We start from the raw sequence: 17,767 nt of genomic DNA, 5'->3' as shown, positions 1-17,767 counted from the left end.
GATGTGTTCCTATGCCTTCTTGCGGGTTTTCTTGCCGGTAAGCCGGTCGAGAGCCGCCTTGGCGTTCTCATGCCCCTGGGCGGCAGCCTTGCGATACCAGGCAATGGCGTCCTTCTTGCTGGCGCGGGTGCCACGCCCGTGCTCATAGAAAATGCCGAGATTGAACTGGGCAACCGGTTCGTCCTGCTCGGCGGCCAGCCGGAACCATTTCAAGGCTTCAGCCTCGTCCTTGGGCACGCCAATGCCACCTGCAAGTTGCACGGCAAGATTGGTCTGCGAGGGGATATAACCATCCTCGGCCGCCTGTCGATACAGCGAAACCGCCTTGACAGGATCCTTGGGCACCCCTTTGCCCTCGGCATGGAATAAAGCCAAATTGTGCCGAGCCGCGTCGTAGCCCTGGTCCGCGGCTTTGGCGTACCAATTGGCCGCCTCGGCTGGCTCGGGGGACAGGCCCAATCCCTCGTCATAGGCATAGCCGAGATCCATCTGCGCTGAGCCCAGACCTTGTTCTGCAGCCTTGCTGTACCAGACCACGGCAAGGCTTGCGTTCTTCTCGACCCCGTCACCCTTGGCGTAGCGTTGGGCGAGTTCGTATTGCGCATTGGCGCTGCCGGCGGCAGCAGCCTTGCGATAATAGTCGAGGGCAGCGGCGAGATCGACTTCGACGCCATTGCCCTGTTCGTACAGGACTCCCAAATTATAGGCGGCCTCGCCATCGCCATGCTGGAACGCCTTGCGATAGAGGGCCAGAGCCTGCTCAATGCTCTGTTCGACGCCATTCCCTCTCAGATAGAGGCCGGCGAGATTGTTCTCGCAGCCGCTCTCGCCGGCATCGGCACCTTTCCTGTACCAGGTAACTGCCGCCGCGGAATCAGGCTCCACGCCCCGACCATCCGCGTAGAGGCCGCCCAAATTGAGGAAAGCCCGCTTCTCGCCGAGATCGACGGCCCTGAGATAGGATAGGCGCGCCTTGTCATATTGCTCCGCTCCCTCCTGCGCCCGGCCGAGCATATAGGCAAAGCGCCCTTCCTTGGGGTGTTCGGCCAGGGCTTGCTCACAAGCCGGGATTGCCTTGGCGTGGTCGATGTCCGCCATGCTGAGACCGGGAGCGAGGGAAAGCGGGTCGCCCCCGCGCGAAGCCATGCGGTCGCAATCGGTCGCCGGCACGCTGGTACTGGGGCGAGACCTATCGGCGATCTTACGCTGGGTGCAAGCCAGGTGCCTGGCATAGGAGCCAGCTCCCGTTTCGACCTTGGTTCGGCCCTCCGAATAGCAGGCGCTCTGAATATCCCCCGGAACCGTGACCCAGATGTCGTTCAATTCGACATAGGCCGTCGACTCCCGGTTGAAACAGGAGACCATTTCGGGGCTATCCAGCATCACCTTCGGCGGCCGGCCGATCGTATCCAGACAATAGTCGTCGAACCGATAGATTGGAAACATCTCCGCCGAGGCCTGCCCGGCGCCCCCCGTCACCAGCATGGCCACCAGCGCGGCCACGCCCATTCTTCCCGCCATCATTCCCCCAAAAAACAAGCCGTCAGTTCCGCAAACGAAATAGCTGGCCGATCATGCCGGTGCAGCCGCTTCGTCGAGGAACCAATGGATCGGGCCCGCAGCCTCGACATGGGCCGATGGCAGATCGGCGCCGGCGAAGACCTTGGCGAGCGTCTCGCGCTTGTCCGCCCCGGCGGCAAGGAAGGCAACGGCCCGGCTCGAGGCGATGGCCGGGAAGGTCAGGGTTACCCGCGGCACGAAGGGATCCAAACCCGGATCTGAATGAACAGCCCAGCGATCCCTTACAGCCAGGGCTGGCTTGCCCGGAAAGAGGGAGGCCGTATGTCCGTCGGACCCAACGCCGAGCAGCATGATGTCGAACAGCGGCCGATCCGGATCAAGCACGTCCGCGCCGTAATAAGCCTTGAGCGCCTGCTCATAGGCCTGCGCTGCGGCCTCGGGCGAGACCGGCGTTGCGGCGATCTCATGAATGTTCTGCTGAGGCACCGGGACATGGTCGAGCAAAGCCGCCTTTGCCATCAGCGTGTTGCGCCTGGCATCGTCGGCGGCAACGATACGTTCATCCCCCCAGAACCAATGAATGCGCTCGAAGGGCAGGGCGGAACGCCAGGGATCCCGCGCCAGACGCTCGTAAAGGCGCTTGGGCGTGGAGCCGCCCGACAGGGCCACCGCGATCGGCCCCGGACGCCCCACCAATTCGGCGACGAACCAGTCGGCTGCACGGTCGGCCAAGGCGTCGGCATCGGCCGAGATATCGATGATGCGCTCGCTGCTCATGCGATAGGCCGCCAGCCGCGCCCGTCACGGGCAAGCATGACCTCGGCGGCAGCCGGGCCCTCGGAACCGGCGGCATAGTTGGCAAGCCCCCGATCGCCGGCATTGGCCCAGGCATCGAGGAAGGGCTGCACCGCGGCCCAGCCTGCCTCGACCCCGTCGGCACGCTGGAACAGCATGGCATCACCGATCATGCAGTCATAGATCAGCGTTTCGTAGCCGGTGCTCGCGGCCGCCTCGAAATAGTCCTTGTATTTGAAGTCCATGCCGACACCCGCAAGGTCGATCTTGGGTCCCGGCACCTTGGCGTTGAAATGCAGCGTGATGCCTTCCTCCGGCTGGATATCGAGCACCAGCGTGTTCGGCCCCATGCCGGACAGCGCCGTATCGCGAAACATGGCGATCGGCGCGTCCTTGAAGCGGATCGCCACTTCCGTCTTGCGCTTGGCGAGGGCCTTGCCGGTGCGCAGATAGAAGGGCACGCCGGCCCAGCGCCAATTGTCGATGGCGAACTTGATGGCGGTGTAGGTCGGCGTGACGCTCTTGGGATTGACGTCCTGCGAGGCGCGGTACGCGGTGATCGGCGTGTCCTTGATGATGCCGGGACCATATTGGGCCCGCACCGAGTTCAGGATCGCCTGTTCGGGCGTGTATTGCGTGATGGCCGCCAGGGCCTCGGCCTTCTCCGAACGCACGGAATTGGCCGAATAGCGGGCAGGGGGTTCCATGGCAATCAGCGACAGCAACTGGCACAGATGGTTGGGCACCATGTCGCGCAAGGCGCCTGTCGCGTCGTAGAAGGCGCCACGGCGCTCGACAGTGACGGTTTCCGCCACGCTAATCTGGACATGGTCGATATGGTCGCGGTTCCAGATCGGCTCGAACAGGCCGTTGGCAAAGCGCAGGATCATGATGTTCTGGACCGTCTCCTTGCCCAGATAATGATCCATCCGGTAGATCTGGTCCTCGTTCAGCACGCTCAGGAGCTGGCGATTGAGGGCCTGGGCCGAGGCAAGGTCGGTGCCGAAAGGCTTTTCGACGATGACGCGCCGCCAGGGACCGCCTTCCACTTCCTGGCTGAGGCCGACCTCCTGGAGGAGCCGGGTGATCGGGGCAAAGCCCGACGGCGGCGTCGCCAGGTAGAACAGGCGATTACCGCCGGTGTTGCGTCCGCTCTCGACCTTCTCCAGATGCCGGGCCAGATCCCGGAAACTGTCGGGATTGTCGACTTCGGCAACCACGCTGGTAACGCAGGCGAACAATTTGTCGGCGACTGCCTGATCGACCGGCCTCGTGGCAAACTGCTTGAGCCCATCCACCAGGGACTGGCGGAAGGCATCATCCTCCATCGGACGACGCACCACGCCGACGATGGCGAAATTCTCCGGCAGCAGGCCGGTGGCCGCAAGATTATAGAGAGCAGGGACGAGCAGGCGCTTGGTCAGGTCGCCATTGGCACCAAAGACGACGAAGCAGCAAGGGCCGGCAGCGCCGCCCTTGTTGATGTGGTGGGCATTCATAACTCAAGCCTTGGACGCGGGATTCTTCGGCTCGACGTGACCGCCGAACCCCTTACGCATGGCGGAGAGGATCTTCTCCGCATAGGTGTGCTCCTGACGGGAGCGGAAACGGGTGTAGAGAGCAGCGGTGAGCACTTCGGCGGGCACCGCCTGGTCGATGGCGGCCTCGATCGTCCAGCGTCCTTCGCCCGAATCCTCTACGAAGCCGGAATATTCGCTCAACTCCTCGTCGGCAGCGAGGGCGGTTGCCGTCAGGTCCAGCAGCCAGGAGGTGACGACGCTGCCGCGGCGCCAGACTTCGGCGATATCGGCCATGTTGAAGTCGAACGTCTCGCCCTCTGCCCTGCCTTCATTGGCAGCCGAACGCAGGATGTCGAAACCTTCCGCATAAGCCTGCATCAGGCCATATTCGATGCCGTTGTGGATCATCTTGACGAAATGCCCGGCGCCGCAGGGGCCGGCATGGATATAGCCTTGCTCCGCCCGCGGATCGTGCTTGTCGCGGCCGGGCGTACGGGGAACATTGCCGATGCCAGGCGCCAGCGTGGCAAAGATCGGATCAAGACGCGTGATCGTTTCGGTCTTGCCGCCGATCATCATGCAGTAGCCGCGCTCCAGTCCCCAGACGCCGCCGGAGGTGCCGACATCGACGTAATCGAGCCCCTTGGCCGCCAGTTCCTTGCCGCGACGGACGTCGTCCTTCCAATTGGTGTTGCCGCCGTCGATGATCACGTCACCGGGAGACAGCAGGCGCGAGAGCTGGTCGATGGTGCCCTGGGTGATGGCACCCGCCGGCAGCATCACCCAGACGGCGCGTGGCGTCGTCAGCTTCGAAACGAGGTCGGCAAGGTCGGTGGCGGCGACCGAGCCGTCGGCCACCAAAGCCTGAACCGCCGGCGGAGCGCGATCATAGACGACGGTGGTGTGGCCGTTCTTCATCAGGCGGCGGGCGATATTGCCGCCCATGCGGCCCAGGCCGATGATTCCCAATTGCATTGGCTGATCTCCTTTTGCCGCCCCCGGCAGCTTATCGTCCGTTACGTGCTTAGCACCGTTTTCAGCTCTCGCAAGCGCATGTATTCATCACTTCATGAGCATGACGAGGGGATGACGCGCCATTTTTGCATGGCACGCGACAATGGCAGCTTGACCCATCCGCTCATGACGCTTAGAGACACCGCAATTGCGGGGCAATGCCCCGCTTGGTGAGAGCTCGTAGCTCAGTCGGTAGAGCACGTGACTTTTAATCATGGGGTCGTGGGTTCGAATCCCACCGAGCTCACCATCAATTCCCTGAAAATCCCATGGGTGACCGTTCACCATCCCGGATCCAGCCATCCAGGCGGGTGATCGATTTGCACCCGGAGAAGCGCGGCACATGTAAAAAGATCGTGCCTGGCCAAGAGAGAAGCGCTGTCCTCGGCCAATGGCGAGGCGACCCCGATCCAAGGCACCTTGCGATTTATGGACGCTTTAGTGGCGCAAAAACGCGCCGAAACAAGAGGTTGGAGAAGGTGACTGCCTTGCTCTAGAGGCTGCTATGGATCGAAGGCATGGTCGCCTGCACTTCATTCACAGCCTGTGACGGCAATGCATCGGCATAACGCTCATCGATGATGCGACGGGCTTCGTTGAGAGCATTCGCCTTCTCAATTCCGCTCATGCGGACAGATTGAAACAACGTGGACCAAAACAAATCCGGTGACAAGACAACCAGCGGGTGCTTGAGGCGTACATAGTCAAGCGCCTGTACCGAAAATCGTTCGATGTTCAGCCATAATGGTATATCGCTCTCGGCTGCCTGAGTCGCTCTATAAACAACGTACTTTTGCCCAAGAACTTTCCGGCAGATCTCACCATCAATCTTCATCGCATAACGAAGATTTATTCTTGAGCGCCTGCCGAGAAAGTAACCTGTTACAAAGATCAGAACAGCAGCCAAGCCAGCTAAAATAAGGATCGAAATAGTCTGCAAAATTCTTTCTCCCGCGGAGACGATGAGCAGTCTCTCGGGTGGATGTCAATGGCATGAATTCTTATTTTCACGAACATATCACGTGACCAGGCGTGACCGTTGCCATGATGGTACAGCATTCACTGTTGCTCGGGCCATAGCGACATTATCAATCGGATTGCTTCAGCAGATACCCTTCCCTTGCACTGCCGTGGGTGACAACGCCGGAGTCGTCTCATCGGATTTTCTGCATGTGCAGACTCAAGTCCGAGCCCGCTTGTTCAAAGAATGCTAGGTTCGAGGATCGGCAATGATGCAGGCGGACAGGGCATGACCGATGAGAAAGCGGCGCTGCAACGGGCACGCCGCGATTTTGCCAGATCGATGCTGAAGGAGAGCGGATCGGGCGATCCGCGCATCGAGAGGGTTTTCGAACTCGTGCCGCGCGAAGCCTTCCTGCCGCCCGGCCCCTGGCTGGTAGCCAGCCATGGAAACTATGTCGAAACGCCGAGTGCCGATCCGATCCACCTATACCAGAATCGACTGATTGCTCTGAAGGCAGACAAACAGATCAACACGGGCGAACCGGCTTTGCATGCGGCATGGCTAGGGGCGGTGGCGCCCAGAGCAGGGGATAAGGTCAGCCATATCGGGGCGGGTCTGGGATACTATACGGCCATGCTGTCGGTGCTGACCTTGCCCAATGGCCGCGTGACAGCCTTCGAGATCGAGGAAGATCTCGCCGAACAGGCAAGGCGCAACCTCAGGCCGTTCGATGGCGTCAGCGTCGTTCGAGCCGATGCCACACGTGTTGCCGTGCCTCCCTCCGACCTGATCTATGTCAACGCAGGCGTGGTCGCACCGCCGCTCGCCTGGCTTGCCGCGTTGCAGCCCGGGGGACGCTTGATCTTCCCCTGGCGTCCGCACGAGGAAATCGGCCTTGCTCTGCGCGTGGATGCGGAAGCCGCCGGCTTTGCCGTCAAGGCGCTGATGCCGTCCTGGTTCATTCCCTGCGTCGGCGCATCGCGCGAGATCCACACGATTCGTGCGCCGAGGTCTCCTCGTGAGGCCTTGGCCGTGCGCTCGCTTTGGCCGATCTCGGTCAAGGCGCCGGATGAGAGCGCAATCGCCATCTATCCCGATCTTTGGTTCTCGTCGGCCGCTCTCGACGCCTGATCGCCCGAGGCGAATGTCAGCTCCAAAAAGGTGCTTGACCTTACAATGATGAGAAGCCCTACAAGGTCTTTATCGATTGGAGACCTCGCATGATCACGTTGAAAGTACCGGAAATGAGCTGCGGCCACTGCGCCAAGACGATCACGGGCGCGCTGAAGGCCGTCGACCCCGGCGCAGCCGTCGAAATCGACATCGGCTCGCAGACCGTCAAGGTGGCGAGTGCCGCCGACGAAGGAAGATTGCCCGCCGCGATCGTCGAAGCCGGGTACGAGAACGAGAAGTTGCCAGCCTGATTGCCAGGGGCAGAGAAGGGGGCGGCCAGGAATGGCCGGCCCCTTTATCCATACGCTAGAAAATGCGACCCAACGGAATCGTATTTGTTCCGCAACTTAACCGTGAGCCCCGAACTCAAGGGCAATGGCGGCGCCGATAGCGAGAATCGTCCGATAGGTTTTTTCGATCGGATCGATGAGATTGCGTGTCAGCGCTGCATAGTTCGAGGGTGCATCGCCGGGATAGGTGAAGGGCTCTGTGAGGCTATAGCCTTCCATGGTCAGCCCATTCACCGGATAGGCATCGCGCAGCAGCGTCACCGCCTCGGGAATGCGCAGGCTGAAGATCAATTCCATGATGTCCTCGCGCGAGACATCGTTGCGCGTGGAGAATTTCGGCACTCGGGCCGCCATCAGCAGGATGTGCTGAAGCAGGGCAAGCCGCACCGCCTGCAGCATGTCGAGCCTCTCCCGGTTTTCGGAGATCGACCTGCCCAGATCCTGTCCGGCAAGGTCGAGCAGACGATGCAGCGAGATGGCATCGAGCCGCAGCTTCACCGCCAATTCATTGAGCGAAGCGGCCCGATCATCCTCTTCCAACAATTGGGTAATGAACAGGCAGGGCTCGGCCAGATGCGGTTCGGCGCCAGCATAGGGACGCGTCGACCAGAAGGAGCGGTCGAACAAGGTCGAGAATGCCGCGAGCGCCTTGATGCTGGAGCGCCGCTTCATATGCACCACGTGCGAGGTCAAACGGCGCAGCCGGTCCGATTTGGCGAAGGTGTCGATGAAGCGATCCTCGTCACCTCGCAACGCCGTACCGAACCCCGCAATCACCGTAGCAGGATGGCCGAGTTGCTGCAGGATGGCATTGTGGGGAATGGCGCGGATGCGGCGGACTTGATGCACCTCGCCGCCTGACACGTCGAACTGGCGCCGTGACTTGCGCGAGCCGGTATCGTTCAGCAGGCCCTGGGCAAAGGAGCCCAGCGCCCGGTGATATGCATGATCATCGAGCAACTTGCTATGAAATGAGGCGAGCCGGCGGAAGAAATCGAATGAGAAGGTCGTGTTTGAATAGAAGGGATCGTCGCTGGCCGGCTGCTCCCGCCAAGCCACTTCCGCCTCCAGCATGCGAGTCAGCGAGGCAAGGGCAAGTTCGGGTGTTTCGAAATAGATGAAGCCGTCGCCGCCCTGGAAGCTGACCTCGTGCTTGAGGGCAATGCCCCGGCTCTCGAATTCGCGGCGCGCCCAAGGGCTCAGCACGTAGAAGGCACGGTCCTCGAAATTGCCCTGATGGGCGCCGCGCCCTGCCGACTCGCCATGCGTGTCGAAGATCAGAACCTCGACATCCGTCAGCCGATGGCGTTCGCAGGCCCTGGCCAATTGCCCATGCAAGCGCTCGATCGCAAGGGCCGCGGTGATCTGGCCCATGAAGCGGCCCGAATCCGAAAAGCCGGTCTGGATCGCAAGCCGGCCGCGTTGGCGCACAGCCCGACGATATTCCTCGATGCCGAACAGCACATCGAAGAAGCGCGACGCGCCTTCCAGCGCCGTCGGGGTCTCGAACAAGGGCGAAACATCGAGCTTGTCCTCGACGCCGAACAGGCGGGCGAAATAGACTGCGGCCATCACCGTCGCGGGTGCTTCGCATTCGGCGATAAGTAGGCGGATGGTCGAATCCCGGTCGACATGCTTGAGGATCTGCGCCGCCAGCACGAATTGGCGCAGGGCCGTCTTCTGCTCGATATCGAGCGAACCGAAATTGACGGAGACCGGCTGGGCCTCGCGAATGAATGTCGCCAGGCGTTCCAGCATCGAACGGGAGGTGATGTTCTCCTCCGAATCGATGTCGAGATGCTGGCGCATCGCATTGTGCAATTGCGTGGCATTGATGCGCATGTGTACTTCGCCGACGCCGAAGCCGAGGGTCAGCATTTCGCTGCGCAGAGCGACGAGGTCGAGCGCGATCTCGGGCGGTGAGTCGGCGATCGCGATGTCGATCAGCGCGATATAGGGGCGCACGCTCGTGGCCGCATCCGGATGGCGCGCGGTGAGGAGATCGGCCGCATGCCTGAGTGCGGGACGATCGAGCGGCGTCTGGTTGAAAGCTTCCAGAATGCCGACGTTCCAGGCACGCGTTCGCTCGATCCGCGCGATCAGCTCTTCGAGACGCTGCGCGGTCTGCGAATCCGGACCGACCTGGGCGGCAATGCGAAGGACCTCGCTGAGATAACGATCGATCTGGTGCTGCTTTTCGGCGAGGCGGAAACGGAAGGAATCGATCCACTGGATATCGGTACGGCCATCGAGATCGTAGCCGATCCACGTGCCGAGGCCGGCATAGCCGACCGTAATCGAACGCCATTCGGGCGAACGCCGCTCACGCAGGACCTCGGCGGCGATGCGGGCAAACGTGCCGATCGCCGTCTTCGCGGCATCCAGGGCGACCATCGCGGCACCATGCTCGACCTGCAAGGTGATCGGATTGTCCGGTGCCATCAGTACATCCGGCAGCGCCGCCTTGCCATCGCACGCCATTCGCGCCAGGCGTGCCCGATTGGCACTGGAAAGCAGGAACGTCGGATGCCCGGTGAAGACGATACCAAGCTGGGTGCGTGCCAGCGGGGAGGCGCTCGAAACACCGCGGCGGCCGTTTGCGAGCAAATGTTCGGCGACGCGCCGCAGGCTCTCGCGGTTGCCAGCCATGTCGAGCGGGCCGACATAATCCCGCAAGGTTTGCGCGCGCGCAGCGAAGGTCTCCTGGCTCAGCCGCAAGGCGAGGGCCTCGAAATCCTCCCTCGTCAGCCGCCCGGCTTCGAGCTCGCGAGACAACTCGAAGGCCAGTTGGGCCACCGGATTGTAACGAGGCTCGTCAACCAGTTTGGCGCGGGCGCTATCGAGCTTGTCGCGGCAGAAACGTTCGAGCTCGACGATACGGTCGTCAGGTCCAGGCTCCGGCAAAGGTGCATCCATCTGGGTTCTCGGTCGACAGGTTTTCAGGCGGTCCCATAAACCACCCGTGCGTTCGAAACGAGCAAAAATCGTGCCGACGGCACAGCAAAAATGAAAGAAACGATCAACGGCAGTGGCGAGCCCATGCCGATTGCGTCGCGATTGGCCGGGTAAGACGACATTCAGGCGTGCGTCGGCAGCCAGCTCAATCCCTCGACCGTCCCGTGCAGCGGCCGGTATTCGGCACCGATCCACCCCCGATAGCCGATCCGGTCGATATGTTCGAACAGGAAGGGATAATTGATCTCGCCGGTTCCCGGCTCGTGCCGCCCGGGATTGTCGGCCAGTTGCATATGGGCAATGCGAGGAAGCTGGCTTTCGATGTTGCGGGCCAGATCCCCCTCCATCACCTGCATATGATAGATATCATATTGGAAATAGAGGTTGTCCGAACCGACCTCCTCGATGATGGCCAGGGCCTGGCGTGACCGGTTGAGATAGAAGCCCGGCATATCGATCGTGTTGATCGCCTCGATCAACAGGCGGACGCCCGTACGCCTGGCCTCGTCGGCGGCGAAGCGCAGATTGTCCAGAAACGTTTCATGGATGAGTTCGGGATCGGCCCCCTTCGGCGGGATGCCCGACAGGCAGTTCACCTGGGCACAGCCAAGCATCGTGGCATGATCCAGAGCCAGGGCAACGCTCTCGCGAAACTCCGCCTTGCGGTCCGGCAGGCAGGCTAGTCCTCGTTCGCCGTCGTCCCAGCGTCCAGGCGGCAGATTGTGCAGCACCAGCGCGAGACCGCTATCGTCAAGCCTCCGACGCAACTCATGCCTGTCGAAATCATAGGGAAACGGGAACTCCACACCGGTAAAACCTGCCCGGGCGGCCGCTTCGAAGCGATCATAGAAATCGAGTTCGCTGAACAGCATCGAGATATTGGCGGCAAAACGCGGCATTTGTTCAGCTCTTGGCTTTGACGAAACGCGAAAAGGCGTCGAGCGTAGCCTTGCTGACGTGGTGCTCGATCCCCTCGGCATCGCGCCGGGCGGTATCGGCATCGATACCCAGGGCCAGCAGGAAAGCCTCGACGATATGATGGCGCTCGCGGCTGGCCTCGGCCAGCGCCTGGCCAGCCTCGGTGAGGAAGACGCCGCGATAGGGGCGCTGAGCCACGAAACCTTCGTCCGCCAGCCGTTTCAGCATTTTGGCGACGGTCGGCTGGGCCACGCCCAGGCGAGCGGCGATATCGACCTGTCTTGCTTCGCCGCCATCGCTGATCAGGTCGGCGATCAGCTCGACATAGTCCTCGATCAGTTCGAGGCGGCGTGCCTCGCGCGCCTGCCTAAAACTCTCGACATGCACGACGGCGTCGACCAGGCCCGGCTCGGGGGGTGAAAGCGCAGCGGAACGTTTCATGCCGGCTCTCCTAAGCTGATTCCTTTGTGCGTCCCAGGGCATCGAACAATCGGCGCCGACCGGGTTTGCGGCATTGCAAATGCGGGTATGCCCGATCCGCGTGGCCTTATCAATGCCAGCGATGAAATACAGCCTTGGCGTTTATCCATTGACCGATCTTCAGAGTATAGCATATGCTATATTCATGGAAGCGATGCAGAATGGAATTTCGTGGTGGAGAAGGGCATGAGTGCGGATGCTGCGGGAACGGCCCCGGCCGACAACGGCGCGTGGCGCGTGGTTCCCGGGGAAGAAAGGCGGCCGAGCCTTGGTGCGATGAACGCCAGCGTTCCCGTGCCGAAGACGGGTTTGTGGTTTCGTCGCTTTCTGGCCTTTCTCGGCCCGGGTTACATGGTGTCCGTCGGCTACATGGACCCAGGCAATTGGGCGACCGACATCGCCGGTGGTTCGAAATTCGGCTACACGCTCCTGAGCGTGATCTTGCTGTCGAATCTGATGGCCATCGTGCTGCAGGCCCTGGCGGCGCAACTCGGCATCGTCACCGGACGCGACCTCGCCCAGGCCTGCCGCGATCACTATTCCCGGCCGGTGAATCTCATGCTCTGGCTCGCCTGCGAGCTGGCGATCATCGCCTGCGATCTGGCTGAGGTCATCGGCACGGCCATCGCTCTCAACCTGCTGTTCGGCATTCCCCTGGTTTACGGCGCCATCATCACGGCCGTCGACGTGTTCCTGGTGCTCATGCTGATGCAGCGCGGCTTCCGGACGTTGGAAGCCTTCGTGATCGCGCTGCTGGTTGTGATCTTCGGCTGTTTCGTCATCCAGATCATCCTCGCGGCCCCGGCGATCCACGATATCCTCGGCGGATTCCTGCCGCAGGCGAAGGTCGTCACCAATCCCGAAGCCCTCTACATCGCCATCGGCATCATCGGTGCCACGGTGATGCCGCATAATCTCTATCTGCATTCCTCGATCGTGCAGACCCGCGCCTATGAGCGCACGGAGGAGGGCAAGCGCTCGGCCATTCGCTGGGCGGTGACCGACAGCACAATTGCCCTGATGCTGGCCCTGTTCGTGAATGCGGCCATCCTGATCACGGCTGCAACCGTGTTCCATCAGAACGGTAGGACGGATGTCGAGGAGATCGAGCAGGCCTATCAATTGCTGTCGCCGATGCTCGGCGTCGGCATCGCCTCTACGCTGTTGGCCGTCGCCTTGCTGGCATCCGGTGTCAATTCGACGGTAACCGCGACGCTCGCCGGCCAGATCGTGATGGAAGGCTTTCTCCACCTGCGCATTCCCGATTGGGCGCGCCGGCTGATCACGCGCGGCATCGCCATTGTACCGGTGGTTGCCGTCACCGCTCTCTACGGCAATCAGGGCACCAACAAGCTGCTGGTGCTCAGCCAGGTTGTCTTGTCGATGCAATTGCCCTTCGCGATCATCCCGCTGGTTCGCTTCGTCTCGGACAAGCGCAAGATGGGGGTCTTCGTCACACCGGTCTGGCTGACGACCTTGTCGTGGGTGATCGCCGGCGTGATCCTGGTGCTGGACATCAAGCTGCTGGTCGACACCTTCACGGGCACTTGAGCTCGGCCCAGGGCACTAGGATTGCTACAGTTGCATCCACAGCGTCGGACCCGGTGTCGAAATCGGGCTCGGCGCTGTAATTGTTTGCGCCGACACGTGCCAGGCTCTTTTGGAGCAGCAGATCAATTCGCATGAACCAGGGCGAGGCGAGCGAGACGCTCGGCCGAGTCCCGGGAGCCAGCTTTCGCTGCAGCCTCGTAAAAAGCTTTCGCCTGGGCCGCATTCGCCTGCGAGGGATCCTTGACGATGGCGGGGTCATACGTCTCGGCCAAGGCGAACAATGCTCGCGGATCGGTACCGCTTCGATAGGACTCGAGAGCTTCCCTCGCACCAGCCACGTCGCCGCTGGCCAGCAATTCACGCGCCGACTGCACGGCCTGGTCGACCTCATCCACGGTAATGGCGATGGTACTGACGCTGCGCGTCGCGCCGGGCAATGCGGGAGCGGGCACCGAAGCCGGCGAGGGGGCGCTCGGTGCCGGCGTCGAAGCCGGGGCTGGCGCCGCGGCAACTTTCGTCTCCGACGGAGCCGAAGCCGGCGGCGCGACCAGATTGCCCAGGGACTGCAGCTTGTCCGGATTGGCCCAGAAGTAAGCACCGACTGCGGCGATACCCGCGGCCAGCAGCACAGAAGCTATCAGGGCGGGTGGAACCTTGATCTTTGGCCAGCTCAGTCGCGAAAGGCGAGTCTCATTGGCATTGGCCGCCGGATTGACACCAAAGCGCGTGGTTTTCCGCGCCGATGAGGGCGCCACCAGGTTTTCTTCCTTGACCGCAGGCGCAAGAGAGGCTGGGGCGGCGGCATGTACCGCGGATGCGCCACCCCTGTTCCGCTGGTCCAGATCCTGAGGCGGTCCGGCCGTGACGCTCACCGTCGACATGCGCGGCCTTTCGCGCGAAGGCGGACCACGGAACTCGAAGGCCTCGTCGGTCTCGGGATTCGGCCGCTCGGGAGGAGGCGTGTCCAGGGACGCCGCGCGCGGCATCTTGGGCGCTTCGGTCTGCTCCTTCTTCTCCGCTTCGGGCGCAATTTCGATGAAAAGCGCTTCGCCGAAATCGAATCCGTTATCGTCTGTGCTTTCGTCCATTACCGGCGCGGGAGCCGCTGGCGGGACAGCAGGAGAAGGAGAAGGCTCGGGCGCCGGTGCAGGTTTTGCTTCGGCTTCGGGAAGAGGCACCTCGGCAAGGCGCGGCACAGGCTCCTTCGGCGGTGACGCCAGCGCCACCAGGCGATCGAGGGAAGGGGAAGCCAATTTTACTTCAGCCGGCCTGACTTCCGTCTGCCTAGCCTCGGTCTTCCTGACTTCGGTCTGTCTGGCTTCGGTCGGCTCGGCAACTATGCTTGCCTCGGCCGCGCCCGCCTCATTGGCCGGCGTTGGCACGGTCAGCCGTGGATCGCGGCCAGGTATCGGGGCAGCACGCTGCGCCGTGGCCGCGGCCTGCTTTTCTTTCAAAGCATCGGCAGCCAAGCGCGCATTTTCCATATGGCGCTGAAATGCTTCGCGCACAGCGGCCGCGAGAGCCTCGTCTTTCTTCAGGGGTTCAGCCATATCGTTCCCACCCAAACGCTACACGGGCACCCACTGTGAAGTGAAAAAAAGGCCATCCAGCCGCGAGAGCGGCAAGGATAGCTTCCGGGAGAGTGCCTGCGCAAACAAATTCTTTAACCATTTGTTAACGAAGATGCAGCCCGAGGCGATGGAGTGCCCTGAAAAGTTCACGAATATGGTTAAGACGCCGCAATGCGGTACCAGCCGATACGCCCGGGGTTGCTGAAAGATACCGCCATGCTGCGCTGCGACAACAGGGCACGGACAGGCGTTGGAATATTTTTCTCCGCCGCTTTACGCGCGGACGCTTTTGGACAATTGCTATGTCGCCCTTTGGCTAAAGCGTTTTGCGATTTGGTGAAATCGCCAGGAATCGCAAAGACGCGTCGAACCAAAGAGTTGGAGCAAACAGGCGTTTGCGTCTAAACGCGCTTTACTCCGGGCGATGCTGCATCTGCGTAGTTTCAGACAATCGCTTTTGTTTTGCGCCCTTGTTTTGCCAGGGAGTCGACGCGGTCTTCCAACCTGCGAGTTACACAAGCCGGCGAGCCGCAGCATCGTCCCCTCAGACACCCAGGAGGAATATTCGTGTCCGTTCAAAATCAGTCACAACGCGTCACCGCTCCACAGATTCGCCTGCGGAAGGGAGGAGAGCCGATCGTCATGCTGACCTCCTACCATACGCACACGACACGGATCATCGATCCTTATGTCGACTGCATCCTGGTCGGCGACAGTTTGGGCATGGTGATGCATGGCATGGAAACCACGCTACCGGTGACGCTGGAGATGATGATCCTTCAGGGCAGGGCGGTGATGCGCGGCTCCTCGCATGCGCTGGTGGTGGTCGATATGCCCTTCGGCTCCTATGAGGAAACACCGGAACAGGCCTTTCGCAGTGCCGTGCGCATCATCAAGGAAACCGGGTGCGGCGCCGTCAAGCTCGAAGGTGGCGAACGCATGGCCGAGACCATCCGCTTCCTGACCGGGCGGGGCGTACCGGTGATGGCGCATGTCGGATTGACCCCGCAATCGATCATGGCCCTCGGCTCCTTCAAGACGCAGGGCCGCGAAGAGACGGACTGGGGCCCGATCGAGCGGGATGCCCAACTGGTCGCCGACGCCGGCGCCTTTGCGGTGGTGCTCGAAGCGATCGCCGAGCCGCTCGCCGCCAAGATCTCCGCCAGCATCCCGATCCCGACCATCGGCATCGGGGCTTCCCCGACCTGCGATGGACAGGTACTAGTGCTCGAGGACATGCTGGGGCTATCGGACCGCGTTCCGAAATTCGTCAAGCGCTTCGGCTCGCTCGGCGATCAGATCCGCGAAGCCGTGCAGGGCTATGCCGATGCCGTGCGCGATCGCAGCTTCCCGGCGGCCGAGCATACCTATGGCATGAAGAAGAAATAGCGCATGACGGCCCCGTCTGCGCCCTCCTCGTCGGAAGAGCGCGCAGACGAAGCCATCATTGGAACGCGACCTCGTTGAAGCTGCGCAGCTTGCGGGAATGCAATTGACGCTTATCCGTCTCACGCAGCAGCGCCATGGTCTCCAGGCCGACAGCCAGGTGCTGGGAGACCCGCTCGCGATAGAAGGAATCCGCCATGCCAGGCAATTTCAGCTGGCCGTGCAGCGGCTTGTCGGAAACACATAGAAGCGTGCCATAAGGCACGCGAAACCGGAAGCCATTGGCCGCGATGGTACTCGATTCCATGTCGAGAGCGATGGCCCGGCTCTGGATGAAGGGCAGATTCTGCACTGTCGAGGGACGCAGCTCCCAGTTGCGGTCGTCGACTGTGGCAACCGTTCCCGTCCGCATGACCCGCTTGAGGTCATAACCGGTCAAACCCGTGACCCTTCCGACAGCGCGCTCGATCGCGATCTGGATCTCGGCGAGAGCAGGCACGGGCACCTCGCGTGGCAAATCCGCGTCCAGCACCTGATCCTGGCGCAGATAGGCATGGGCGAGCACATAATCGCCCAGCATCTGTGAATTGCGCAGGCCCGCGCAATGGCCAAGCATCAGCCAGGCATGCGGCCTGAGCACCGCGACATGGTCGGAGATGTTCTTGGCGTTGGACGGCCCAACCCCGATATTGATCATTGTGATGCCGGAATCGTCGGCGCGCTTGAGATGATAAGCCGGCATTTGCGGCAGTCGCGGCGGATGGTGGCCCGTGACGTCGAGTTGCTGGTTTTCTTCCCCGAGTTCGGTGACGACATTGCCTGGTTCGACGAAGGCGGTGTAGCCCGAACCGAGCGAACCGCCTTCGCCTTTGGCCAGAATGGCCTGGGCCAACCGCACGAACTCATCGATGTAGAATTGGTAATTGGTGAAGATCACGAAATTCTGGAAATGTCGGGCCGAGGTGCCCGTATAGTGCTTCAGGCGCATCAGTGAGAGATCGATGCGCGGCGCCGTGAATAGCGCCAGCGGCTTGGCACCGTCTGGCGAGCGTACGTCGATGCCGTTGGCGATCCGATCGTCCATGATGGTGAGATCGGGCACATCGAATATCTGCGGCAGCAGGGCAAGGCGCCCATAGTCGAGGCCGCTTTCGGCGTGAAAGTCCTCGCCCAGCGCAAAATGGATCGGGATGGGCGTGGAACTCTCGCCGACCTCGACATCGACACCGGTATTGCGCAGCAGGAGCGCGATCTGCTCCTCCAGATAGCGGCTGAAGATGTCCGGTCGCGTCAGCGTCGTCGCATAGGCGCCGGTATCGGCCACGAATCCGAACGGCGTGCGCGCATCAAGCGTGGGAAGGCTCTGGGTGTCGACGCTGACATAGGGGTAAAAGGCGCGAATGCGGTGATCAAAATCCTTGCCTCGGGTAAAAGCCGTGAAGGCTTCCCGCAGGCGTGTGGTGTTCGCGTCATAAAGCTGCGTGATCGCCGCTACGGCCGCTCTCGCATTGTCGAAGCGGCGGGGCTTAGTGGTCATTCCAATTTCGAAGCCGCAATGCGGCTCTCCCTTTTCAATCTTCTAGTTCAGCCCAAGTGACATCGCAACGACATCGCAAGGCATCGCCGATG

14 protein-coding genes and 1 tRNA gene are annotated in these 17,767 nt (G+C 61.7%); 5 read left to right on the top strand and 10 right to left on the bottom strand.

The window, feature by feature from the left end; genetic code table 11:
* Positions 1-9 precede the first annotated feature (9 nt).
* From ACN6KF_RS08660 to gnd, 4 genes are all read right to left on the bottom strand, one after another.
* Entirely contained in the window at positions 10-1,503 is a 1,494-nt protein-coding gene (locus tag ACN6KF_RS08660; RefSeq protein ID WP_434956459.1) for a tetratricopeptide repeat protein, read from the bottom strand.
* A gap of 69 nt (positions 1,504-1,572) precedes the next feature.
* A complete protein-coding gene (pgl, locus tag ACN6KF_RS08655) occupies positions 1,573-2,298 on the bottom strand; it encodes a 6-phosphogluconolactonase (RefSeq protein WP_434956458.1) in 726 nt (241 codons plus the stop codon).
* The gene (gene zwf, locus ACN6KF_RS08650; RefSeq protein WP_434956457.1) at positions 2,295-3,815 is read right to left on the bottom strand and encodes a glucose-6-phosphate dehydrogenase; all 1,521 of its coding nucleotides are present in this window, start codon (positions 3,813-3,815) and stop codon (positions 2,295-2,297) included. The genes pgl and zwf overlap by 4 nt, the downstream gene beginning before the upstream one ends.
* Positions 3,816-3,818: 3 nt before the next feature.
* The gene (gene gnd, locus ACN6KF_RS08645; protein WP_434956456.1) at positions 3,819-4,811 is read right to left on the bottom strand and encodes a phosphogluconate dehydrogenase (NAD(+)-dependent, decarboxylating); all 993 of its coding nucleotides are present in this window, start codon (positions 4,809-4,811) and stop codon (positions 3,819-3,821) included.
* A gap of 213 nt (positions 4,812-5,024) precedes the next feature.
* Between gnd and ACN6KF_RS08640 the strand changes: the two genes are divergently transcribed.
* Positions 5,025-5,100, top strand: a tRNA-Lys gene (locus ACN6KF_RS08640).
* 243 nt (positions 5,101-5,343) lie between these two features.
* Here ACN6KF_RS08640 and ACN6KF_RS08635 read toward each other — a convergent pair.
* Entirely contained in the window at positions 5,344-5,790 is a 447-nt protein-coding gene (locus ACN6KF_RS08635) for a hypothetical protein (protein ID WP_434956455.1), read from the bottom strand.
* Positions 5,791-6,099: 309 nt separating this feature from the next.
* On the opposite strand from ACN6KF_RS08635, the gene ACN6KF_RS08630 reads away from it, so the two are divergent.
* Both ACN6KF_RS08630 and ACN6KF_RS08625 read left to right on the top strand, forming a co-directional pair.
* Positions 6,100-6,945, top strand: coding sequence for a protein-L-isoaspartate O-methyltransferase family protein (locus ACN6KF_RS08630; protein WP_434956454.1), 846 nt, complete (start codon positions 6,100-6,102; stop codon positions 6,943-6,945).
* An 89-nt stretch (positions 6,946-7,034) separates the two neighbouring features.
* Positions 7,035-7,238, top strand: a complete 204-nt coding sequence (locus ACN6KF_RS08625) for a heavy-metal-associated domain-containing protein (protein WP_434956453.1) — start codon at positions 7,035-7,037, stop codon at positions 7,236-7,238.
* 96 nt (positions 7,239-7,334) lie between these two features.
* Here the strand turns inward: ACN6KF_RS08625 and ACN6KF_RS08620 are convergent, their stop codons facing one another.
* The 3 genes from ACN6KF_RS08620 to mntR form a co-directional block, all read right to left on the bottom strand.
* Positions 7,335-10,193, bottom strand: a complete 2,859-nt coding sequence (locus ACN6KF_RS08620; RefSeq protein WP_434956452.1) for a phosphoenolpyruvate carboxylase — start codon at positions 10,191-10,193, stop codon at positions 7,335-7,337.
* Between the two features lie 161 nt (positions 10,194-10,354).
* Positions 10,355-11,131, bottom strand: a complete 777-nt coding sequence (gene hyi / locus ACN6KF_RS08615) for a hydroxypyruvate isomerase (protein WP_434956451.1) — start codon at positions 11,129-11,131, stop codon at positions 10,355-10,357.
* A 4-nt stretch (positions 11,132-11,135) separates the two neighbouring features.
* Positions 11,136-11,591 carry a manganese-binding transcriptional regulator MntR gene (gene mntR / locus ACN6KF_RS08610; RefSeq protein WP_434956450.1) on the bottom strand — a complete coding sequence of 152 codons (456 nt, stop codon included), beginning with the start codon at positions 11,589-11,591 and terminating at the stop codon, positions 11,136-11,138.
* A gap of 225 nt (positions 11,592-11,816) precedes the next feature.
* Here mntR and ACN6KF_RS08605 point away from each other — a divergent pair, with 225 nt between their 5' ends.
* On the top strand, positions 11,817-13,181 hold the full coding sequence (locus ACN6KF_RS08605; protein WP_434956449.1) for an Nramp family divalent metal transporter: 1,365 nt from the start codon (positions 11,817-11,819) through the stop codon (positions 13,179-13,181).
* Positions 13,182-13,303: 122 nt separating this feature from the next.
* Here ACN6KF_RS08605 and ACN6KF_RS08600 read toward each other — a convergent pair whose 3' ends face one another.
* A complete protein-coding gene (locus ACN6KF_RS08600; RefSeq protein WP_434956448.1) occupies positions 13,304-14,731 on the bottom strand; it encodes a hypothetical protein in 1,428 nt (475 codons plus the stop codon).
* Positions 14,732-15,319: 588 nt separating this feature from the next.
* Here ACN6KF_RS08600 and panB point away from each other — a divergent pair.
* Positions 15,320-16,141, top strand: a complete 822-nt coding sequence (panB, locus tag ACN6KF_RS08595) for a 3-methyl-2-oxobutanoate hydroxymethyltransferase (protein ID WP_434956447.1) — start codon at positions 15,320-15,322, stop codon at positions 16,139-16,141.
* Positions 16,142-16,196: 55 nt separating this feature from the next.
* Here panB and ACN6KF_RS08590 read toward each other — a convergent pair whose 3' ends face one another.
* Positions 16,197-17,675, bottom strand: coding sequence for an AMP nucleosidase (locus tag ACN6KF_RS08590; protein WP_434956446.1), 1,479 nt, complete (start codon positions 17,673-17,675; stop codon positions 16,197-16,199).
* Positions 17,676-17,767 lie beyond the last annotated feature (92 nt).

This window comes from Labrys methylaminiphilus subsp. lupini, assembly GCF_051161885.1.
Taxonomy (GTDB): domain Bacteria; phylum Pseudomonadota; class Alphaproteobacteria; order Rhizobiales; family Labraceae; genus Labrys.
Note: the sequence above shows the minus strand (reverse complement) of the source record. Positions and strands in the feature narration are given on the sequence as shown.